Annotated in this window: 18 protein-coding genes and 1 pseudogene; 8 read left to right on the top strand and 11 right to left on the bottom strand. The window is 65.2% G+C overall.

What is annotated here, in order from left to right:
* The first annotated feature begins 210 nt into the window (after window positions 1-210).
* Complete coding sequence (locus NBG84_RS01955; RefSeq protein ID WP_250917721.1) at window positions 211-996, top strand: DUF3152 domain-containing protein; 786 nt, start codon at window positions 211-213, stop codon at window positions 994-996.
* Between the two features lie 234 nt (window positions 997-1,230).
* On the opposite strand, the gene acnA is transcribed toward NBG84_RS01955, so the two are convergent.
* The gene (acnA, locus tag NBG84_RS01960; protein ID WP_308311991.1) at window positions 1,231-3,945 is read right to left on the bottom strand and encodes an aconitate hydratase AcnA; all 2,715 of its coding nucleotides are present in this window, start codon (window positions 3,943-3,945) and stop codon (window positions 1,231-1,233) included.
* A 754-nt stretch (window positions 3,946-4,699) separates the two neighbouring features.
* On the opposite strand from acnA, the gene NBG84_RS01965 reads away from it, so the two are divergent.
* Window positions 4,700-6,229, top strand: coding sequence for a helix-turn-helix domain-containing protein (locus NBG84_RS01965; RefSeq protein WP_250917448.1), 1,530 nt, complete (start codon window positions 4,700-4,702; stop codon window positions 6,227-6,229).
* A 122-nt stretch (window positions 6,230-6,351) separates the two neighbouring features.
* Here NBG84_RS01965 and NBG84_RS01970 read toward each other — a convergent pair whose 3' ends face one another.
* From NBG84_RS01970 to NBG84_RS01980, 3 genes and pseudogenes are all read right to left on the bottom strand, one after another.
* Window positions 6,352-6,594, bottom strand: coding sequence for a site-specific integrase (locus tag NBG84_RS01970; RefSeq protein WP_250917449.1), 243 nt, complete (start codon window positions 6,592-6,594; stop codon window positions 6,352-6,354).
* An 11-nt stretch (window positions 6,595-6,605) separates the two neighbouring features.
* On the bottom strand, window positions 6,606-6,923 hold the full coding sequence (locus NBG84_RS01975; protein ID WP_250917450.1) for a site-specific integrase: 318 nt from the start codon (window positions 6,921-6,923) through the stop codon (window positions 6,606-6,608).
* A gap of 112 nt (window positions 6,924-7,035) precedes the next feature.
* Window positions 7,036-7,469, bottom strand: a pseudogene (locus NBG84_RS01980) (transposase); the annotation flags it as partial.
* A 252-nt stretch (window positions 7,470-7,721) separates the two neighbouring features.
* Here NBG84_RS01980 and NBG84_RS01985 point away from each other — a divergent pair.
* Entirely contained in the window at window positions 7,722-8,153 is a 432-nt protein-coding gene (locus NBG84_RS01985) for a DUF4145 domain-containing protein (protein ID WP_285366248.1), read from the top strand.
* A 69-nt stretch (window positions 8,154-8,222) separates the two neighbouring features.
* On the opposite strand, the gene NBG84_RS01990 is transcribed toward NBG84_RS01985, so the two are convergent.
* Window positions 8,223-10,364 carry a hypothetical protein gene (locus tag NBG84_RS01990; RefSeq protein WP_250917452.1) on the bottom strand — a complete coding sequence of 714 codons (2,142 nt, stop codon included), beginning with the start codon at window positions 10,362-10,364 and terminating at the stop codon, window positions 8,223-8,225.
* A gap of 503 nt (window positions 10,365-10,867) precedes the next feature.
* On the opposite strand from NBG84_RS01990, the gene NBG84_RS01995 reads away from it, so the two are divergent.
* From NBG84_RS01995 to NBG84_RS02005, 3 genes are all read left to right on the top strand, one after another.
* On the top strand, window positions 10,868-11,284 hold the full coding sequence (locus tag NBG84_RS01995) for a helix-turn-helix domain-containing protein (protein WP_250917453.1): 417 nt from the start codon (window positions 10,868-10,870) through the stop codon (window positions 11,282-11,284).
* A complete protein-coding gene (locus NBG84_RS02000) occupies window positions 11,281-11,793 on the top strand; it encodes a transposase (protein ID WP_250917454.1) in 513 nt (170 codons plus the stop codon). Before NBG84_RS01995 ends, NBG84_RS02000 begins: the two co-directional genes overlap by 4 nt.
* Before the next feature lie 135 nt (window positions 11,794-11,928).
* Window positions 11,929-12,081, top strand: a complete 153-nt coding sequence (locus NBG84_RS02005; protein ID WP_250917455.1) for a hypothetical protein — start codon at window positions 11,929-11,931, stop codon at window positions 12,079-12,081.
* A gap of 214 nt (window positions 12,082-12,295) precedes the next feature.
* Here NBG84_RS02005 and NBG84_RS02010 read toward each other — a convergent pair whose 3' ends face one another.
* A complete protein-coding gene (locus NBG84_RS02010; RefSeq protein WP_250917456.1) occupies window positions 12,296-13,006 on the bottom strand; it encodes a hypothetical protein in 711 nt (236 codons plus the stop codon).
* 361 nt (window positions 13,007-13,367) lie between these two features.
* Window positions 13,368-14,531, bottom strand: a complete 1,164-nt coding sequence (locus NBG84_RS02015) for an agmatine deiminase family protein (protein ID WP_250917457.1) — start codon at window positions 14,529-14,531, stop codon at window positions 13,368-13,370.
* A 273-nt stretch (window positions 14,532-14,804) separates the two neighbouring features.
* Between NBG84_RS02015 and NBG84_RS02020 the strand changes: the two genes are divergently transcribed.
* Window positions 14,805-15,386: a TetR/AcrR family transcriptional regulator gene (locus NBG84_RS02020; protein ID WP_250917458.1), complete on the top strand. Its 582-nt coding sequence runs from the start codon at window positions 14,805-14,807 to the stop codon at window positions 15,384-15,386.
* Between the two features lie 319 nt (window positions 15,387-15,705).
* Here the strand turns inward: NBG84_RS02020 and NBG84_RS02025 are convergent, their stop codons facing one another.
* Window positions 15,706-17,253 (bottom strand): MFS transporter, encoded by a 1,548-nt coding sequence (locus NBG84_RS02025; RefSeq protein WP_250917459.1) that lies wholly within the window; start codon window positions 17,251-17,253, stop codon window positions 15,706-15,708.
* A gap of 230 nt (window positions 17,254-17,483) precedes the next feature.
* Between NBG84_RS02025 and NBG84_RS02030 the strand changes: the two genes are divergently transcribed.
* The gene (locus tag NBG84_RS02030; RefSeq protein WP_250917460.1) at window positions 17,484-18,290 is read left to right on the top strand and encodes a PaaX family transcriptional regulator; all 807 of its coding nucleotides are present in this window, start codon (window positions 17,484-17,486) and stop codon (window positions 18,288-18,290) included.
* 190 nt (window positions 18,291-18,480) lie between these two features.
* On the opposite strand, the gene NBG84_RS02035 is transcribed toward NBG84_RS02030, so the two are convergent.
* The 3 genes from NBG84_RS02035 to NBG84_RS02045 form a co-directional block, all read right to left on the bottom strand.
* Window positions 18,481-18,969 carry a beta-class carbonic anhydrase gene (locus NBG84_RS02035; protein WP_250917461.1) on the bottom strand — a complete coding sequence of 163 codons (489 nt, stop codon included), beginning with the start codon at window positions 18,967-18,969 and terminating at the stop codon, window positions 18,481-18,483.
* A 709-nt stretch (window positions 18,970-19,678) separates the two neighbouring features.
* Entirely contained in the window at window positions 19,679-20,698 is a 1,020-nt protein-coding gene (gene argF / locus NBG84_RS02040; RefSeq protein WP_250917462.1) for an ornithine carbamoyltransferase, read from the bottom strand.
* A 162-nt stretch (window positions 20,699-20,860) separates the two neighbouring features.
* Window positions 20,861-22,093: an arginine deiminase gene (locus NBG84_RS02045; RefSeq protein WP_250917463.1), complete on the bottom strand. Its 1,233-nt coding sequence runs from the start codon at window positions 22,091-22,093 to the stop codon at window positions 20,861-20,863.
* Window positions 22,094-22,150: the final 57 nt, after the last annotated feature.

A 22,150-nucleotide genomic window follows, 5' to 3' on the forward strand; every position in this document is an offset into this window, starting at 1 on the left:
TCCCTTGAGTGCCGTCATCCGCTCCTTTCCCAAGGCTGGATACCCCCTATGTCACCGACCAGGCTTCCCGCCAAGCCACCCCGGCGGTGCGCCACGCCCGTCAGGCTGACAAGTCGGGTGGATACCGCCGGCACCCGTACCCCCCGTCGCCGGTGGCCGCGCACGCCACTGCGTGGGGGCCACTCGCGCGGCAGGCTGCTCCTGTTGGGTGTGGCGCTGCTGATGGCCGCCGGTGTCATGGTCTGGGTGGTCAACGCCGTGCTACCCGCCTCCCCCACTCCGCCCACGACCGCTTCGGATGGAGCGCACTCCGCGCCCGAAGCAGGCACCGGGCAAGAGCCCCCGACTTCACCCGCCCCCACCGACGCACGGGGCTCCCCTGCTCCCCAGGCCGCTGGTTCTTCGGCTCCGGCTCCCCGCGCCAAGTACGTGGAGAACGGCCCCGGCACCTACCGCTGGGCCGAAGGCACCAGCAGTCGCGCGGGCACGGGTGGACGGCTGGTCCGCTACGGAGTGAAGCTGGAGGACGGCACCGGCCTGAACGTCCATCAGATCGCCACCGAGATCGATGGCATCCTCCGTGACCGGCGCGGCTGGATCAACAGCGGTGAGGCGTCCTTCCAGCGGGTCGACTCACCGCCGTACGACATGGTGGTGCATGTGGTGTCGCCTGGGACCACGGACAAGCTGTGCGGGGCCTGGGGACTGGACACCCGTGGGCAGGTCAACTGCGCCAGCCGACCGGATCTCGTCGTCAATGTGCGGCGCTGGATCGAGTTGAGCGATCAGTACCCCGATCGGCCGGCGGACTACCACGCCCTGATCATCAATCATGAGGTGGGCCATGTCCTCGGCCATGGGCACCGCGGTTGCCCGGGACGCGGAAAGCCCGCGCCCGCGATGATGCAGCAGATCAAGGGACTCAAGGGCTGTTCGGCCAACCCCTGGGTGTACGACGAGGAGGGGCGGCTCATCGACGGCCCGCCGAAACCCTGACCCTCAAAGGCACTCATCGCCCCGGACCTGGAACCTCTGAACCCGTCTGCCCGTCTGCCCGTCTGCCCGTCTGCCCGTCTGCCCGTCTGCCCGTCTGCCCGTCTGCCCGTCTGCCCGTCTGCCCGTCTGCCCGTCTGCCCGTCTGCCCGTCTGCCCGCGAGTGTGTACGCGGACACGGCCGAGGGCCGCAACCCCGCGGGGATGCGGCCCATGGGCGTGGGACCGTACGGTCTGCTAGCCGCGGATCAGGTTCCGCAGGACGTACTGCATGATGCCGCCGTTGCGGTAGTAGTCCGCCTCGCCGGGAGTGTCGATGCGGACGACCGCGTCGAACTCCACTCCGGTGTCGGTGGTGACCTTCACCGTGCGCGGCGTGGTGCCGTTGTTGAGTTCGGTCACACCGGTGAAGGAGAAGGACTCCTCACCGGTGAGGCCGAGCGCCTCGGCGGACGCGCCCTCCGGGTACTGGAGCGGAAGGACGCCCATGCCGATCAGGTTCGAGCGGTGGATGCGCTCGTACGACTCGGCGATGACCGCCTTGACGCCGAGCAGCGCGGTGCCCTTGGCGGCCCAGTCGCGGGACGAACCGGAGCCGTACTCCTTGCCCGCGAGGATCACCAGCGGGATGCCCTGCTCGATGTAGTTGCGAGAGGCGTCGTAGATGAACGACACCGGGGCATCGGTCTGGGTGAAGTCCCGGGTGAAGCCGCCCTCGGTGCCGGGGGCGATCTGGTTGCGCAGCCGGATGTTGGCGAACGTACCGCGGATCATGACCTCGTGGTTGCCTCGGCGTGAGCCGTAGGAGTTGAAGTCACGACGCTCGACCTTGTGCTCGGTGAGGTACTTACCGGCGGGGGTGTCGGCCTTGATGGCACCGGCCGGGGAGATGTGGTCGGTGGTGACCGAGTCGCCCAGCTTGGCCAGGACGCGCGCGTCGGTGATGTCCTGGACCGGGGTGGTCTCCATCTGCATGCCCTCGAAGTACGGGGGCTTACGGACGTAGGTGGACTCGGTGTCCCACTCGAAGGTGTTGCCGGTGGGGATCGACAGCGCCTGCCACTGGGCGTCACCCGCGAAGACGTCCTGGTAGGACTTGTTGAACATGTCCTCGCCGATCGAGTTGGCGACGACGTCGTTGACCTCGGCCTCGGTCGGCCAGATGTCCTGGAGGTAGACCGGCTTGCCCTCGGTGTCGATGCCGAGCGCCTCGCGGGTGATGTCGACCTTCATGGAGCCCGCGAGGGCGTAGGCGACGACCAGCGGCGGGGAGGCCAGGTAGTTCATCTTGACGTCGGGGTTGATCCGGCCCTCGAAGTTACGGTTGCCGGAGAGCACCGAGGTCACGGCCAGGTCGTGCTCGTTGACGGCCTTGGAGACCTCGTCGGGCAGCGGGCCGGAGTTACCGATACAGGTGGTGCAGCCGTAGCCGACGAGGTTGAAGCCGACCTTGTCGAGGTAGGGGGTGAGCCCCGCCTTGTCGAAGTAGTCGGTGACGACCTTCGAGCCGGGCGCCAGGGTCGTCTTCACCCACGGCTTGCGGGTGAGGCCCTTCTCGACCGCCTTCTTGGCCACCAGGGCGGCGGCGACCATGACATAGGGGTTCGAGGTGTTGGTGCAGGAGGTGATCGCGGCGACGGTCACGGCGCCGTGGTCGATCTCGTACGTCGAACCGTCGGGGGCGGTGACGGTGGTCGGACGCGAGGGCACACCGTTGGTGGAGGCCGGGGCGTCGGACGCGGGGAAGGACTCCTTGCCCGCCTCCTCGTCGTCCTCCACGTAGTTGCGTACGTCCAGCGCGAACTGCTGGGCGGCGTTGGCGAGGACGATCCGGTCCTGCGGACGCTTGGGCCCGGCGATGGAGGGGACGACCGTGGCGAGGTCCAACTCAAGCTTCTCGGAGAAGTCGGGCTCGGCGGCCGGGTCGAGCCAGAGGCCCTGCTCCTTGGCGTACGCCTCGACGAGTGCGACCTGCTGCTCGGAGCGGCCGGTCAGCTTGAGGTACTTCAGCGTCTCGCCGTCGATCGGGAAGATGGCGGCGGTGGAACCGAACTCCGGCGACATATTGCCGATGGTGGCGCGGTTGGCCAGCGAGGTGGCGGCGACGCCCTCACCGTAGAACTCGACGAACTTGCCGACGACACCGTGCTTGCGCAGCATCTCGGTGATGGTCAGCACCAGGTCGGTCGCGGTGGTGCCGGGGGTCAGCTCGCCGGTCAGCTTGAAGCCGACGACACGCGGGATCAGCATGGAGACCGGCTGGCCGAGCATCGCGGCCTCGGCCTCGATGCCACCGACGCCCCAGCCGAGCACACCGAGGCCGTTGACCATGGTGGTGTGGGAGTCAGTGCCCACGAGGGTGTCGGGGTACGCCTGGCCGTTGCGGACCATGACCGTACGGGCGAGGTGCTCGATGTTCACCTGGTGGACGATGCCGGTGCCGGGCGGGACGACCTTGAACTCGTCGAACGCGGTCTGGCCCCAGCGCAGGAACTGGTAGCGCTCCCGGTTGCGGCCGTACTCCAGCTCCACGTTCTGCGCGAACGCCTCGTTGGTCCCGAACTTGTCGGCGATGACGGAGTGATCGATGACCAGCTCAGCCGGAGCGAGCGGGTTGATCTTCGCCGGATCGCCGCCCAGCTCCTTCACGGCCTCACGCATGGTCGCGAGGTCCACGACGCAGGGCACACCGGTGAAGTCCTGCATGATCACGCGAGCCGGCGTGAACTGGATCTCCTGGCTGGGCTGCGCCTGGGAGTCCCAGCCACCGAGCGCCCGAATGTGGTCGGCGGTGATGTTCGCGCCGTCCTCGGTGCGGAGCAGGTTCTCCAGCAGCACCTTCAGGCTGTACGGGAGGCGTGCTGAGCCCTCGACCTTGTCCAGCTTGAAGATCTCGTACGACTCGTCGCCCACGCGCAGTGTGCTGCGGGCGTCGAAGCTGTTCGCCGACACGACAGTCTCCTTCATCAATGTGCGCGTACTACGTCCATGCTGCCGCCACGGCTCCTCGCCGATCCGCTAAGGTAGGGCTTAGTTAGGTAACCCTTATCGAGCGGGCGGCCCTGGCACGTCTTCGGCAGATATCTCGATGTCGAGATAACTCTAGTACATGGGTGCGGCTCGGTCATGCCCGGGCGGCGGGTGAGTGTGGTGTGCTCTATCACGCATGCCCCGGCGCAGGCGATCCGCGCCCCCGACGCCAAGCCCGAACCCAGCGGGCGGCACCCGTCCGGAACGCGAGGTCAGGGCAGCCCAGCCGAGCACGTCGGCCCCACGGCGGAGCCCATCATGACCGCCTCCGGCCTCGACGATGAGACGCACCACTCACCACCGGCGGGTCGGGCACCCGTGCGCCCCGACTCCGACCGCGGCGAACACCGCACCAGGGCACCCGCCTCGACCCGGCCTACAGGGCTGACCGTACGACGTACTCGGGCGGCGACCCGGGCGGGTCGGACCGATGGACCATCGAAGAGCGAGCCGCCAGCAAATGGGACCTATCTGGACCAACAACCCGAACTCGCCACCACCCATCGCCCACCGACTTCCGCGCAACACCCTCCCCAACACCCGAACAGACCTTCCCCGCTTGACTCACACCGGGTTCCGACGGACCGTCAAACCACCGGTCGATATCGGCACAAGGCTCACCCGAACGCCAACCCCAGCGCGCGCCTCATCTCATATCTGAGATAACCTCCCCCCTATGGCAGACGACTACCTCGTACGCATCGGCAAGCTCATCCGTGACGCTCGGCAGCATCGCGGCTGGACGCAGACTCAACTAGCGGACGCTCTCGGCACCAGCCAGAGCGCGGTCAACCGTATCGAGCGTGGCAACCAGAACATCAGCCTTGAGATGATCGCCCGCATTGGCGAGGCACTCGACAGCGAAATCGTGTCCCTGGGATATGCCGGCCCCATGCATCTGCGCGTCGTGGGTGGGCGTCGTCTCTCCGGGGCCATCGACGTCAAGACGAGCAAGAACGCCTGTGTGGCGCTGCTCTGCGGCTCACTGCTCAACAAAGGCCGTACGGTGCTGCGCCGGGTGGCGCGCATCGAGGAGGTCTTCCGACTGCTGGAGGTCCTCAACTCCATCGGTGTGCGCACCCGCTGGATCAACGACGGCGTGGACCTGGAAATCGTGCCGCCGGCTCAACTGGACCTGGACGCCATCGACGCGGACGCGGCCCGCCGCACCCGCTCGATCATCATGTTCCTCGGCCCGCTGCTGCATCGCGTGGATTCCTTCCGACTGCCGTACGCGGGCGGTTGCGACCTCGGCACCCGAACGATCGAGCCGCATATGATCGCTTTGCGGCGATTCGGGCTGGACATCACGGCGACCGAGGGCCTCTACCACGCACAGGTCGAGCGGACGACCGTACCGGACCGGCCGATCGTGCTGACCGAACGCGGCGACACGGTGACCGAGAACGCCCTACTGGCGGCTGCCCGCTATGACGGCGTGACGATGATTCGCAACGCGTCCTCCAACTACATGGTCCAGGACCTGTGCTTCTTCCTTGAGGCCCTGGGCGTACGCGTCGAGGGTGTCGGCACGACAACACTGACCGTGCACGGTGTCCCCACGATCGATGTCGATGTCGACTACTCGCCTTCCGAGGACCCGGTCGAGGCGATGAGCCTGCTGGCCGCGGCCGTGGTCACCGAGTCCGAGTTGACGATCCGTCGCGTGCCGATCGAGTTCCTGGAGATCGAACTCGCGGTGTTGGAGGAGATGGGCCTGGACCACGACCGTTCCAGCGAGTACACCGCGGACAACGGCCGTACCCGACTGGTCGATCTGACGGTACGCCCCTCCAAGTTGGAAGCCCCCATCGACAAGATCCACCCCATGCCCTTCCCGGGCCTGAACATCGACAACGTACCGTTCTTCGCCGCCATCGCCGCGGTCGCTCAGGGCCAGACCCTGATCCACGACTGGGTCTATGACAACCGGGCCATCTACCTCACGGACCTCAATCGACTCGGCGGCCGGCTACAGCTACTCGACCCCCATCGTGTGCTGGTGGAGGGACCCACCCGCTGGCGCGCGGCCGAGATGATGTGCCCGCCCGCCCTCCGGCCCGCGGTGGTGGTGCTGCTGGCGATGATGGCGGCCGAGGGCACCTCCGTACTGCGGAACGTGTATGTCATCAACCGGGGGTACGAGGAGCTGGCGGAGCGGCTCAACTCGGTGGGCGCGCAGATCGAGATCTTCCGCGACATCTGACGTACGGACGCCGCCGCACCCCGTCTGACCTGCTGAAACGTAGGTCGAGTGGGGGTGCGGCGGCGTCTGTGGGACTTCTCTGGGACTTTGGGCCCGGGAGCGCTCCCGGGCCGCCCTCTCGGTTAGCCGAACAGGGCGTCGATGGAAGCGGTGCCGCGAGTGCCCGCGCGGGGCAGGAAGTGCGCGTACTTCCTCAGGGTGAACCCCGGGTCGGAGTGTCCCAGCCACTGGGCGAGCGAGACGACCGACTCACCGGCCTCCAGCTGCTCCGAGGCGTAGAAGTGGCGCAGCGCGTGGAAGCCGTGTTCGCGGGAGGGTTCCCAGACGCGCTGTCCGTCGGCGCGCTGCTCCAGGCCGCCGATCACGCCGGCTTTGGTCAGCGCGGGTTTCCAGAGGGCCGGCGGTGCTTGGCCTCCACCGGTGTCTCCGGTGGGCGGGGGTCGTTCCAGGCCATGGTGACCGGCACGGACGGGAACACGTCCGCGTACCGTCGTGCTGCTTCTCCAATGCTGGAGGGCAGGGCCACGTCGCGGACCTTGCGGCCTTTGGGGAGCGCGAAGCACAGGCTCGCCCGCACCATCTTGATCTGGCGGCGGATGTGGACGACGCCCTCGTCGAAGTCGAAGTCGAAGTCCTCCAGGCTGAGCCCGAACGCCTCGCCCTGGCGCAGACCGAGACCGGCGCCAGTCTCCACGAGGATCCGATAGCGGTCCGGGAGGGCGGCGCGGACTGTCAGTACGTGTTCCTGCGGCCACGCCTCCAGCCTGCCCGGAGCAGCGGCCGGACGGTCTTACGTAGACGTCGTTTCAGTTGGTGAGTCTGTGGTCGCAGATGAGGGCTACGGCTATACCGACGAAGGCGAGGAAGTGCTCGGGTTTGCGTTCGTAGCGGCGGTGGAGTCGTCGGCAGCCGGCCAGCCGCGAAACCGTGCGCTCGACCACCCAGCGGTGGCGGCCCAGCCGCTGTGGGGACTCGGCGCCCTTGCGGGCGATGCGGTGGCGGATGCCTCTACCGCTGAGCCATCTGCGCAGGTGGGCGTATTCGCAGCCCTTGTCGCCGGGCGGCGGCGCGGTCCGCGGCAGGAGCGGATGGGCGGGATGCCGCGTACGAGGGGTTGAAGGCCAAGGCTGTCGTGCATGTTCGCGGCCGAGATGCCCAGCGACAGGGGCAATCCGTTCCGGTCGGCGATCAGATCTTCGACCCGCTCTTGCCGCGAACGGTCGGATCCAGATAGGTAACCTCAGCGCAAGCCACTGCATCTAGATGGTCATCGGACTACGCTCAGCGCATGCCATGGAATGATAAACACACCTTCCGTGATTGCCCTTGGTGTGGACTCACGAACACTCGACTAAACGTCGCAGAGTCAAACCAGGAATTCACGACCAGGACTGGATCTAGTCGCTACTGGGCCACGCTCGGGTGCCCAAGTTGCGGGGGCGCAGTCCTATTGGAGCACAGTTCTCCGGCTGGGATCGACGAGTCAGTTTTCATGGTCGTACCGAGGGATTCGGACGGCGGAAACAGGATCAACCACCTTCCGCAAGATGTAAGTCGCTATCATTCGGATGCAATCCGGGTGCTACACGCTGGAGTGCCTGATGCTGCGGCCGTGCAACTGCGGCGAACTCTGGAAGCTGCCGCAGCGCACTTCGGGATCAAAGAAAAAGTTCTCGTTAAAAGCATCGAGAAACTGATCTCCGCTGGGCACGTGACACAGAGCTTCGGTCCGCTCCTGCATCACATTCGGGCGGTAGGTAACGTTGGCGCCCATGCAAGCGACGAGTACGTCGACCAAAAGACGGCGGAAGGGGCTCTACGTTTCACGACACTCTTGCTTCGCAACCTTTTCGAAGTACCTGGAGAACTCGGCTCCTTGGCCGACAAGTCGGTTGATGAGAAATCAGACAATCGACCTGAATGATCAATGACTCCCGGGGTGCCCCCATTGCCGGCACCCCGGGTTTCACCCCCGCTCCAGTCTCCCGTTTTTCTATTTCTTTGAAAACTTCAGAAGATCCACAGAGACCATCATGGCAGAATTCGTCATTTCGAGATCACGCAGCTGCGACCTCGAAATTCCAAGAGCAGCAAATTTCGCGAAATCCAGAAGATACATACTCCTAAAGAGACTCACGCAGCCGATCTCCTGGAGGTAATCAAGCACCTTCCGAGCCCTTTCATTTCCGCCGATCACAAGGTTATCCATGAACGGCTGATAGACAGCCGCCTCGCCATCCTTGGCATCCTTGAAGCGCAATACGATTCGACGCAACTCCAAATAAAGCGCACGCTTCTCTCGGGAATCCGCAGCAAGGCCGCCCAAGTCGATTCGGCGTTGATATTTCGACCACGGAAACGAAAGTTCCTCTTCACATAGAACCATGAATTTTGGCGCATCTGCTTGAATCTTGAGACTATCACTGGTAAGCGTTTTCGCCGTCAGCAGAACAGGCGTTTCTTCACTCCCGACGTAAACTTGGATTTCACTCGAAGAAAAGAGCAGATCGGCGGAGGAGATGTAGACCCCGGGGCCAAACTTGAACGAAGATTGATCTCCGCCAAGAATAACCTCCGGAATCTCCCAGATGTTTGCGTAGCTCAACTCGCGCGGAAACGTAACGCTTGTGGTGCCCTCGTGCGTAAAGAAATGGAGCGGTCCGACACTCTCCTCGTTTCCGCGGTCGATGGAGAACGTAGCGACGAGCCTGCTAGCAACTCGTCCGACTGCAGTAAGCAGCTGATCATCTGTCTCGCAAATCGACTTGAAGGATTCGTAGAGGGCTCCAACGTCCTCCGAATGGCAGGAAGAGCTTCGACCAGATGAATCCTTACCCAAGGCGTGGGAGAAGAAGGCATACATAGGTGAATGCTTCCAGCCAGATGAAAGCAAGTTTCGCCTAATCGTTTTCGCTGCAGTCTCGGAAGTCTGCGGTGCTCGTTGCGCCCGCGCCGTGACATAGTCTCGAAAAATGACGTTGAACCATCCATCGCCTCGCAAGAATGGGTGGTTCGATAGCTGTGTATCTGCAGCCGTCTCGTAGCCTTCTCGGAGGGCGATCGGCAAACCTGCCGGAAGCTCGAGAGGGAGACTCATGTTTTCCACATAGTCGAGCAGTCGGGCACACTGCTCTTCAGGGGAATAGAGAATCGGATGCAGTGACGGGTTTCCGTGTTGTTGAAATATATTCATTAGCATGAACTGGGTGACAAATTTCGACTGTTCTCGCAAAAGCAGCTGATCAATCACCGTCGCGACGAGGCCCCACTGATCGAAGCCCGATCCTTGAGAGAATCCAATGGGGCTCCCGAGGGTGGCGAAGTTGTCAACCGCGAGGTATTCGGCAGCGACGTCGAGGACTGGGGCGTATCCGAGGAAATCGCGTACGTCAGACTCGCTCCAGAAATCATCGACCTTGGAGTCAATCGCTGACGCCAATACTCGAAAAAGAATGTTGCGAGCTTCGGCGAATGGACCCGCATGCCTAAGGTGCAGAAATTCTTTTCCTCTGGTTCGATAGACGTCGCTAACCCGCCGCTCAAGGTACCGCTGCGCCTGCTCTTTCCCGAATGGCCTGATCTCAAAATGGGCGTACTGCAAACGTCTCTCATCGAATACTTCTTGAAGAAGTCGTGAACTTTCGGCACGCGAAAAGATGACGATTGCCGCACGGTCACCAGAAACTTGCGAGGCGGTGTCTGCCAAGCCGCGTACGAATGCCCTGAAGTTCGCCTGCCCCGACCGCACCTCAGCCTCATCCAGAGCGTCGACAATAAGAGTCGCCTGACTTTCCATCAGAGACTCTGAAAACTCGGCGTTCTTCCTAATTCCGAACGACTTCGCGAGCGCACCCTCCAGCGTCCCGTCACCCACTTGGAGAAAAGACAGGTCGAGAATCGGGCATTTGAGAAAGTTACTCATGAAATCTGCTGCAGTGCTCTTCCCTACTGCCGCCGGCGCAGTGATGAGAATCAATGAGGGTGTGAGCGGCTCGCAGGTACGCACTTCGCGCACCTCTGGGACTTCATAGCTTGGATTCTCCTGCTTGGATTCGCGCACCCCGTACTGATCGCTCTGAAGTCCGTACCAGTCAATCGGCCCACGCAGCGAGCGGCAGAGATCTGAGAGCAACACGCATGTCTCCTAAGTAGCAAGGTGGTGAGACATCCGTAGCATGCGAGGCAGGCCCGCCACGCCAAGAATAGTGAAATAGGCGCTTTGAGATTAATTTTCCATTTTGTACAGAATAGGCGGAGTCGGATGTTTTGGAACTTGTCTAGATGCAACGGCTGGACGGGTCCAGCGGAATGCACGCGGAGTCAGAAGCCAGACAGGGCACGGCTTAGGAGGAGTGAAAGCGACACTGGCCTCCTGCATGCGCCCGTTGATCCTGCAAGGGGGACCTAGTAGTGCTTTGTTCCTCAAACGGTGGGTATGTATCCGGGTGGCGGATCGGTGGTTGGGGTGGGGTGTTGGACGATGGTCTTACGTGCACGGCAGGACGGTCGGACAGGTGAGTGGGACTGGTTCTGCGTCTGGCGAGATTGAGGAAGGCTCCGAGGGACCTGGCGATGCGGGCGCGGATGGTCGAGCTGAGCTGGGGCCGGGGAGACCCTGCCGACGATCGCGTTTGAGCTGTGCTGCACCGGTTCAACCAGTCCGGTCTGGAGGGTCTGGAGGACCTCGGTGGCCAGGGCCGGAAGCGGCGGATTGCCGAGAGGGAACGGTCGAAGGTCATCAGGTTGGTGAAATCGCCGCCTCCGGGGCGGCTGATGGTGCGACCGGGCGGGGACCTGGAGGCGGCGGACGAGTCGGGGCTGCCAGAGTGGACGCTTGACGCCCTCGCCGCGGTCGCCCGTCAGGAGGGGATCAAAGTGAGCCGGTCCCAGGTCAGACGGATCCTGCTCGCCGAGGGTGTGCGCTGGCGCCGCACGAGGTCCTGGACCTGTTCGGAGGATCCGGACTTCGAGGGAAAAGGACGCGGATCATCGGCCTCTACACCAGCCCGCCCGAAGATGCGACCGTCGTCTGCGTCGACGAGCTCGGGCCGGTGATCCCGCGTACATTCCCGCCGGCACCGGGCTGGTCACCGGACGGACACTGCATCAAAGCAGAACTCGACTACGGCCACGGACCAGAGAAGACCTGGGTCTACGGCGGCCTCCGCGTCCGAGACGGGCAACAGGTCACCATGATCGCATCCTCCCGCAACAGCGTCTTCTACCAGCAGTTCCTGCAGAAGCTCAAGCAGGCGAACCCGGTCGGCAACATCTACGTAGTCACCGACAACCTGTCCTCGCACAACAGCCTCTCCACCCGGACCTGGATCGAGGACCACCCCCGCATCCTGCACGTCTTCATACCCGTCGGCGCATGCCGGCTCAACCTTCAGGAAGGCTGGTGGCGCATCTTCCGCAAAGCCGCCCTCGCCGGCCAGTCCTTCGCAGGCCCACCAGAAATCAATCAGGCCACCCACCTCGCAACAACCCAGCTCAATGACCGTGCTCAACCCTGGATATGGGGCAGGCCACCACCACCTGCCCGTCGACTACGACGCCGCTAGGTGTACACCGTTTGAGGAACCGAGCACCTAGCGAGGGCTGCGGTGCGTTCGGTGTCGGTGGCCGGTGCGGGGCCGGGTGGAAGTCGGCGACCGCTGCGGTCTCGGTGTCGTAGACGCCCGTGATCTGCACCGGAGATGATCCTCACCGTGGAGGTGGAGATGGCGGCCGTCCTGGTGGGTGCCGACGGCGACGGTGGTGTGTCCGCCGTGGGCGTGCAGGTGTTCTTCGCGGTGTGGCTGTCTCACGGGACAAGAGGCAGCGGCCGTCGACTTCACCGGAGCGGGTGAGCCAGCCAGGACCCCGGCAAAGTTACGTTTTGCCCGTTTCCTCGCGTCAACGAGGCGCTCCTGCGGGGAGGGGGGAACTCCTGCCTGACGGTGACAGTGTAGGCGAAGCCGTCGACGACCACGGCCACTACGCCTTCGCGCCGCGAATAGTATGACCGCCCTTCCCTCACCTCGTACCCACGCCGTACCGCCTCGACAGCCAGAGCCTGCAACATCAGAAGTGACTACGGCGGAGCGCTGACGGAATCACCATTTGCCCTCTATGATTCCTGATCGCAGTAACGGCTCGATGAGGTGAACTCAGCCGCGCAGGGACGGGCACGGCCGCGATGTCCGCCTTCGGCCGCTGGCTCCGCGAATTGAGGTGTGGGCCTTCGGCAAGGAACATCTCCAGCCCACGAGCGCCGAAGCTCAACTTCTCGATGCGCTTGCCCGGCGGTTCCAGGCCGTGCCGTTTCGCGTAATTGACGACACGCCACTGTCTCGCGACCTCGTCGTCATCAGGGGCAACAAAGCGGAAACGCGCCTCGGCAACCAAACGCTCGACCAGTTCTTGCGCCTGCGCCCTCCGAGCCCGGGCTACGGGCCGCTCGCTGTAAGGCGTCGGGCTGCGCTTTCGCTTCGTTGCATGGCGCGGCCCACCGCTGTCCGTCGATGCCGGAGCACCGGCGGACGGCACCTGGAGCACTCCGTCCGCAAACGCCGCGTCGTCGGGATGATGGCCATGGTGAAGGTAGAACCGGCCAGCCTCGGTGACCTCCGTATGCACGTCACCACCAACTCGGCTGATCTTCAGGAGGCCACGGTCGCGCAGGGCATACGCCGAGGGCCATTCACCCGGCGCCCAGGCATGGGGTTCCTCTCCGTCCGCGAGGCTTTCGAGCAGGACACGTTGCCGATCGTTCAGAGCAGACCACCGATGCACACGGACCAGCCCACACCGCACCCCCACCCTCTGCATAGAGCCGAAAGAGTGACGACAGGCAGTGGGATTTCCCTGGGACTTTTCTGGGACTTCCGGGTGCATCAATGGGCACGGCCGTGAAACCGAAAGGCTATTTGCGCAGGTCAGCAGCCTGAAACCGACAAACGCAGCAGGTCACAGACCTGGCTGGTCTCTTCCGCGACATTTGACGTACGGACGCCGCCGTACCCTGTCTGGCCTGCCGGAACGCGGGTCTGACAGGGGCGCGGCGGCCGTGGTGCTTCACCGGGGCCCGGGCTCGCGGATCGCCTCAGGAGCCCGGGGCTCGACCCGGGCGCGGTCTCGCCTCCGGACACCGGCACTACGCGGCGGGTTCGCCGGGCTGGTCATGGGTGGCGCAGTGGATGCCGCCGCCGCCCGAGGCGACCGTGTCGATCTCGATCGGCACGATGTCCCGCTTGGGGAAGTGTTCCTGCAGGATGGCGCGGGCGCGCTTGTCGGCCTTGCGGTCGCCGAACCTGGGCATGAGGACGGCGTCGTTGGCGATGTAGAAGTTGGCGTAGGTCGCCAGGAAGTCAGCTCCTTCGCCGGTGGTCTTCCTCAGGTCGGGCTGGGGCAGGTCGATGACCTCGAAGCGACGTCCACGGGCGTCCGTGGCCTTCGACAGGACGGACTTCGCCTGGTCGGCGGAGCGCGACCAGGAGTCCGGCGGGGTGCCGGGGTACGCGCGGTCCAGCAGGACCACACCGGGCTCGGTGAAGCGCACCAGGCTGTCCACATGGGCGTCGGTGATGTCCTCGCCGCGTACGCCGGCCAACCAGATCACCTTCTCGACGCCCAGGGTCCGCTTCAGCTCCGCCTCGATCGTGTCCCGGCTCTTGCCCGGATTGCGGTTGACGTTGACGATCGAGCTCTCGGTGATCAGCAGGGTGCCCTCGCCGTCGGGCTCGAAGGAACCGCCCTCGGAGATCAGCGGGGCCTGGTCCCGCGGGATCCCGTACCGCTCCAGCACCTCGCGTCCGACCAGGGCGTCGTTCTTGTGCTCCTGCTTGTCACCCCAGCCGTTGAAGTTGAAATCAACACCGACCACCTGGCCGCCCTCCTCGACGAAGACGGGGACGGTGTCGCGTGCCCAGAGGTCGTCCACGGCCAGCGGGATCACCTCGACCTGGGAGCCGCACGCCCGCTGGGCGGCTTTCACCTGGGAGGGCCGGGCCATCATGACGACCGCCTCGTACTCTCCGATGGCGCGGGCGATCCGCGCGATGTCCTCGCGCACATAGGGCAGGTCCTCCTCCCAGACCGAGGTCAGGGCTGGCCAGGACATCAACGTACGGGTGTGGCTCTCCCACTCGGCGCCGAGGCGGCGCTTCGCCCCCGCAGCTGCCGGGCGGGGGGAACCGCTGGTCCCGGCGGCCCGCAGGGCGCCATCGGATCGACCGCAGGCGGCCGCGCCGAAGATGACGGCACCGAACCCGGCAAGGGAGCGGAGGACGGTCCGGCGGGTGGGGGGACGGTTCAACACGGGGAACTCCGATCGTGGGACTGGCGGGGCGGGTGCGTCCGGCCAGGGCGAGCGCGAAAGGCCTGGCGCGAGCGAACGGCCCCGGGCTCCTGCTCCTGCTCCCGCTCCTGGGACAAGGGTGCGCGGCCGACCAAGAAAATGACCGTTATGCCGGAAAGGCCGCATGGCCATATGTCGCCACTCTGACACTGACTGGAATTTCAGTCAACTTTCGGCGAGAAGGGATTCCGTCCGCGCACCAGTCGTTCCGGAAGCCCGGGTAAAGTGCCGGTCATGGCGTCTCGCAGCACCCAGATCCTCGAAGCGGCCGCCCGGGTGATCGCCCGGCGCGGGGTCCGAGGGCTGCGCGTGGAGGAACTAGCGGCCGAGGCCGGCGTCTCCACCGCGCTGATCTACTACCACTTCAAGGACCGCACGGGCGTTCTGCGCCAGACCCTCGCATTCATCAGCGACCGCGCCGAGCGCTACACCACCGACCGGGACCCGGACGACTCACCGCTCACCCCTCGACAGGAGCTGGAGGAGTCCCTCCTACTCGAACTCCAGGACACCGCCCAGGTGCGGGAGAACAGCGCGGCCTGGGGTGAACTGCGGGCGAGCGCCGTCTTCGACGAGGTGCTGCGCGAAGATCTCGCCAGGGCAACCCTCGACTGGATCCAGGAGGTCGCCGCACTGCTGGGCCGGGTCCTGCCGATGACGCCGGCCTCGCTGCTCGCCGCAGCCGCCGAACGGCTCACCGCCCTGCTGGAGGGACTCAGCATGCGCTGGCTCAGCGGCGGTACCGGGATCGGTCACGCTCGGGACCTGATGCGCGGCGCCATCGACGCCGAACTCGCTGGACTGCGACAGAACTGACGCACCACGGCGGCTCCACCGGACCGGCTCCACCGGTCGCATCCTGTGATGACCCCTGGCTGCGCCCGCCGCGTATCCACGGAACGATCTTCTCCCTCCTTCATTACTGACTAAATTTTCAGTCAATTTCCAGAGCGGTGGAAGCACTCAAGGCGCACTACCGACACACCTGCACAGCCCCACCCACTCCTGTAGAAGGCCGAGTGGCTGCGGACCGTGGGAGGGTGCGGAACTTCCCACCGCATCCAAGGGCTGACCGGCCGAACGGCCATATGACCAGGTCAGTAGCCCTGTCCGCAGAGGCGACCGGGCTGATCGCTCACCCGCCAGGTGTCACTCCGCCCTTGAGGCGTTCCAGGTCGGACGCTCTGACCTGGATCACCAACAGGGCGATCACCGCTGCCACCGCCGTAAAGATCGCCGCCATCACAAAGGCGGCGGAGATCCCGGAGGCCAGTACCTGGTTGGCCCATGACTGAGGAAGCTGACCGGATCGTTGGAAGGTCAGCCGTTCGGCCGGGGTCGCCTCCTTCAGGAACTGAGGCACAAGCTCCTCAGTCCTGTTGCGGCTCGCGGTGCCGAACACCGTCACCAAGATGGAGAGCCCCAGCGAACCACCCACCTGCTGCATCGCGTTCAACAGCCCGGACGCTGCGCCCGTCTCCTCCCGGGACACCCCGGAGACGGCCATCAGGGTGAGCGATACGAACTGCATGCCCATGCCCAAGCTGAAGATGAGCATGGGACCGAGGACGCTACCGAGATAGGTGGAGTGGACATCCACCTGCGTCAACCAGCCCAGACCCAGGGCCGCGAGAATCGCGCCGGTCACCATGAAGGGCTTTGGGCCGTACTTCGGCAACAGCTGCGAGGTCACCCCGGCGCCGATCGCGATCACCGCGCTGACGGGGAGAAAGGCAAGGCCGGCCCGGAGCGGGCTGAAGCCCAGTACGTCCTGCACGAAGAGGGTGAGGAAGAAGAACATGCCGAAGATCGCGGCGGCCAGGCTGAGCATGATGCCGTAGGTACCGGCACGGTTGCGGTCGGCGAACATGTGCAGCGGGGTGATCGGTTGCCGGGAGCGTGCCTCCACCATGATGAAGACGGTGAGCAGGACGACGGCGGCAACGAATGACCCAATGGTGAGCCCGTTGCTCCACCCTTCCTGAGCAGCCCGGATGAAGCCGTAGACGAGGGCGACCATACCAAGGGTGGAGGTCAGCGCGCCGGCCACGTCGAAGTGTCCCGCATGGCGCTCGGACTCCCGGATATAGCGAGGGGTCACCGCGAGGATGAGCAGGGCGATCGGTACGTTCACAAAGAACACCCAGCGCCAGTCGAGCCATTCGACGAGCATTCCGCCCGCCAGCAGCCCAATCGCACCGCCTCCGGCGGAAACCGCCGCGAACACGCCGAAAGCTCGGTTCCGTTCCGGTCCTTCGCGGAAGGTGGTGGTGATCAGTGCGAGCGCGGTCGGGGAGGCGACGGCGCCGCCCACTCCTTGCAGAGCGCGGGAGGCCAGCAGTTGCCCGGAGTTCTGGGAGAGTCCGCCGAGCAGAGACGCGATCGCGAACAGCGCCACACCGAACATGAAGACGCGGCGGCGGCCCAGGATGTCGCCCACCCGCCCGCCGAGGAGCAGTAGCCCGCCGAAGGTGAGGGTGTAGGCGTTGACGACCCAGGACAGGCTGGTGGTGGAGAAGTTCAGCGAGTTCTGGATGTGTGGAAGCGCGATGTTCACGATGGTGATGTCGAGGACCACCATCAGCTGGCACGAGGCGATGACGAGAAGCGCAATACCCTGGCCGCCGCCCTTCGCGGGGGCGGTGGCCTTGGCGGTGGTGGGTACCGGTTGGGGGGTCGTCATGGCGCATCGGGCCCTCACGGAAGGGTGAGCGAACGGGGCCGTCCGCCAATCCACCCACTGACCGTAAACCGGGCCCCGGCAGCCCACCAGTCGATCAAGATCTGTTGCTGCGGACAGCGCTATCCGCTGGTGGCAGGCCCGGAACAGTGCTCACCACACGTGTCGACGCGCCCGGGCACCGCGTGTCGACAAGCCCCGGCGACACCGGCGGCCGGCTCTAGAGTGATCATGTGGCCGACCAGCGCACCCCCCGCTCACTGCTCGTCACCCTCTACGCGGCGTATGGACGCGAAGGGCCGAATCCCTTCCCCCTCGCCGAGCTGATCCGGCTACTCGCGGCTCTTGACGTGGATGCGCGGTCGGTGCGCTCCGCCGTGTCCGCACTGGAACAGCGCGGACTGTTGATCCTCGAACCGGATGCGCGGGGCGCCACGGCCTATGCGCTCTCCGCGGACGCTCGCCAGCTCCTCGACGACAGCGACCGACGTATCTATGACCGGCACACCCCGAGGCTGGCGGACGGTTGGGTGCTGGCGGTCTTCTGCGTACCGGACGCGGAGGACCGCAAGCACCAGTTGCTCCGCTCACAGCTCGCACGGCTCGGCTTCGGCACGGCGGCCCCTGAGGTGTGGATCGCTCCGGCGCGACTGTACGAGGAGACCCGCCACACGCTGCGCCGGCTCCAGCTCGACCCCTACGTCGAGCTCTTCCGCGGTGAGCACCTGGGATTCGCCGCCACCGGGGAGGCGGTGGCCAGCTGGTGGGACCTGGGCGCGATCGCCAAACAGCACGAGGCCTTCTTGGACGAGCAGGAGCCGGTTCTACGGGAGCGGTCGCTGGGGCGTGCGACAGTGCCGGAGGGGGCTTTTCGCGACTACCTCCTGGCCCTGGACTCCTGGCGGAGACTGCCGTACGTCGACCCTGAACTGCCGATCGAGTTGCTACCGGACGGCTGGCCCGGAGGTCGCTCGGCGGAGGTGTTCGCGGCACTGCATGAGCTCCTGCGGGACGCGGGAGCGCTCTTTGTCGAGGAGTGAGGACCGGGAGGGACCGCGAATGAGGGCCCGCGGAGACCCCGGAGAGGGGGCACTCCCGCAATCCTTGGCGGGGATGCGACAGGCAGCCGGCGCCGGTGGAATCCGGCACCGGCTTGAGAGCGGCCGCGCTGGCCACCGCCGGCGCACTCCCGCGGAAAAGGGGGCGCCTTCATGGCAGCGCTACTGCGCGCTACTTCACTTCTTTGAGAAGTCCGGTCTTCACATTGAACACAAATCCACGAATCGCTTCGGTGTACGGCACGAAGGGGTCGACTTCAATTCGCCGAATCGACTGCCGGACATCGTCCTCAAGATCCCGAAAAGCTTCCGGCGCCCAGTGGGGGCGGATCCCCTCTTCCTTCTCGATCTCCCGCTTGAACTGATCATCGGTGAACGTGAGCATTCCGCAGTCGGTGTGGTGGATCAGCATGATCTTCCGGGTGCCGAGCAGGCGCTGGCTGATGACGACCGAGCGGATGGTGTCCTGGGTGACCACGCCCCCGGCGTTCCGGATGACATGCGCGTCACCCTCTTTGAGCCCCAGCATGGCAAAGATGTTCAATCGCGCGTCCATACAGGCGACGACCGCCAACCGGCGGGCCGGAGGCAGTGCGTGCGGGCCCGCGAAGGAAGCCGCATACGCCTCGTTGCTCACCAGGCATTCATCGGTCACTGACATTTGTTCCCTCACATTCCGGAGTCCCCCGAGAGCATTTCAACCCCCGGCGCCCGGTAGCGTAACGAGCGGGAATTCGAACAGGGAAGTGGCTTTCACTTCTTCCGCACTCTCGAAATGCGAAAGAAATAATCAGGCCGTCCGCGATCAGGCGCATGCAGATATCAGTGCGAAACGATCGCCACTTTAACTATCATCTCTTTATACAAATCTGAATGCGGCACGTCCTGCGTCGGCTGGTGGTCGTGACACCGCTCCTGCCGAGCACGGTCCCGAGCCCGACGAACACATCGGGGATTTCTGTATGCGGAGTCGAACGATCGGCAGATGCCGGCCTCGTCGGTCGACCCACCCTCGCCCGCGAACGGCGGCGCCGTGCCCGCAACGTCCGACCCGGCCTCTCGGCGTTGCCGCCCCGCGGCGCACCGCGGCGGCTGTCACCAGGGCACGGGCGCTGATCCCTACGGCGCTCACGAAGCCCATGGCGTCGGCGAAGTTCGCCACGGCGGCGGGCGGCGGCATCGCGGCACTGCTCGACGTCTCACCGGAGACCAGCGCCATGGAGCGCAGCCGAAGGGAACGCCCCATCGCTCCCCCGCCCAGGGCGGGCCCGAAAACAGTCATCGCGAGCGCCGCGGAGCCAGGCAGTCGGGCAGTCGGTCGGCCAGACAGACGGGCGAGCGGAGTGTCAGACGGGCAGTCGGTCGGAGTGTCAGTCGGGCAGCGCGCCGGGCGATGCCAGGGTGGCGACCAGCACCGCCTTGATCGTATGCATCCGGTTCTCCGCCTCGTCGAAGACGACCGAGTGGTCCGATTCGAAGACCTCGTTGGTGACCTCGAGCTCGGTCAGCCCGTAGCGCTCGTGGATCTCCCGCGCGACCGTGGTGTCGAGGTCATGGAACGCCGGCAGGCAGTGCAGGAACTTCACCTCCGGATTGCCGGACGCCCGTAGGACGTCCATGGTCACGGCGTAGGGGCGAAGCGCCTTGATCCGTACGTCCCAGATCTCCTTGGGCTCACCCATGGAGACCCAGACATCGGTGGCGATGAAGTCCGCACCGCGGGCCCCTTCGTCGATGTCTTCGGTGAGGGTCAGCCGTGCGCCACTGGCCTCGGCGATCGATCGGGCGCGGGCCACGATCTCCTCGGTCGGCCAGAAGGATCTCGGGGCGACGATCCGTACGTCCATCCCGAGCAGCGCCCCGGTGACCAGATAGGAGTTGCCCATATTGAACCGGGCGTCACCGAAGTAGGCGAAGGCCATCTCATCGAGGGGCTTGGCACAGTGCTCGGTCATCGTCAGCACTTCAGCGAGCATCTGGGTGGGGTGCCAGACATCGGTGAGCCCGTTGTAGACGGGGACGCCCGCGAACTCGGCCAGCTGCTCGACCGTGGCCTGGGCATCACCGCGGAACTCGATCGCGTCGAACATCCGCCCGAGGACCCGTGCGGTGTCCTTGGCGGACTCCTTGCGTCCGATATGGGAGCCCGCGGGGTCGATGTAGGTCGTGGCGGCGCCTTGATCCGCGGCTGCCACCTCGAAGGCACAACGGGTTCGGGTCGAGGCCTTCTCAAAGATCAGCGCGATGTTCTTGCCACTCAGCAGTCGCACCTCGGCCCCCGCCCGCTTGGCGGCCTTGAGCCGGGCTGCCAGCTCGATGAGACCGCGAAACTCCTCAGCCGTGAAATCCAGCTCCTTGAGGAAGTGGCGGCCTTCGAGATGTATCGCCATGGTGGCTACTCCTGCGTCGCGAATGCGGTGACCATGGAAGTGTATACGAAAGCTTGTATTGCTATACAGGCCCCCGGGGGGCTCATCCGGCGGCAAGGAGCTGTCGACGGCGCGACCGCGCCCCCATCCGCCCTGGGCGCACCCCGGGGCACCGAACCACGGTCACACCGCATCCCTCTGGACGGGACAGCTCATACAGCGCGGACCGCCCCGTCCTCGCCCCAGCTCACTCCCGGGGATCTCAATGACCTCGATGCCCTGTTTGCGTAGATGAGTATTGGTGGTGACATTACGCTCATATGCCACCACCACCCCGGGTTCGACCGCCAGTACGTTGCAGCCGTCGTCCCACTGCTCACGCTCGGCCGAGTGCACGTCCTGGGTCGGGGTCAGCACGCGGATCCCGGTGAGACCGAGCGCGGCGGCAATCGCACTGTGCATCTGCTCGGGCGGATGGTCACTCACCTTGAGCCCCTGCGGCCCCTCGGCCGGTTCGATGGTGTACGAGCGGAGGTTGCCGAGGCCCGCGTACTGCGTGAACGTATCCGCGTCGACCATGGTCATCACGGTGTCGAGATGCATGAACGCCCGCTTCTTCGGCATGTCCAGCGCCACGATGGTGCGAGCCGAGCCTGCCGCGAACAGTCCGCGCGCCAGCATCTCCACCGCCTGTGGCGTGGTGCGCTCGCTCATGCCGATCAGTACCGCGCCGTTGCCGATGACCAGCACGTCGCCGCCCTCGATGGTGGACGGGTAGTCGTCCTGCCCCTCCGACCAGTGGTGGAAGGTCCCGGCCTGCGATCCGGTGAAGAGCGGGTGGTACTTGTAGATGGCCTCGAAGTGCACCGTCTCACGCTGTCGGGCGGGCCAGCGCATGGCGTTGATGGAGACACCGTCATAGATCCAGGCGGAGGTGTCACGGGTGAACAGGTGGTTGGGCAGCGGGTCGAGCAGGAAGTCGTCCAGGTCCATCGCGTGGAAACGGACGGAGGTCGGCTCGGGGTGGCCGGCGAGGAACTCCCGCTTGGTCATCCCGCCGACCAGTGCCTCCACCAGGTCGGCCGTCGGCAGCTCGTCGAACGCGGATCTGAGGTGGTCGGTCGCGAGCGGACCGTACTCCTTTTCGTTGAAGACCCGATCCAGGACGAGCTTTCTGGGCTCGGGGATCTCCAGCGCCTCCCGGAGGAGATCGCCGAAGAGATGGACCTCGACCCCACGGTCTCGCAGTATGTCCGCGAAACCGTCGTGCTCCTGACGGGCGCGGCGCACCCAGAGCACATCGTCGAAGAGCAGCGCGTCCTTGTTGCTGGGCGTCAGACGCTTCAGCTCCAGATCGGGCCGGTGCAGAATGACCCGGCGCAGCCGCCCGGCCTCGGAGTCGACATGGAATCCCATGTCCTCATCCTCACCGCGCGACGCTCACTTCACTCGGAGAACTGCCGGTAGGTCCGC

The sequence above is a fragment of the Streptomyces albipurpureus genome, assembly GCF_023701525.1.
Classification (GTDB): Bacteria; Actinomycetota; Actinomycetes; order Streptomycetales; family Streptomycetaceae; genus Streptomyces; species Streptomyces albipurpureus.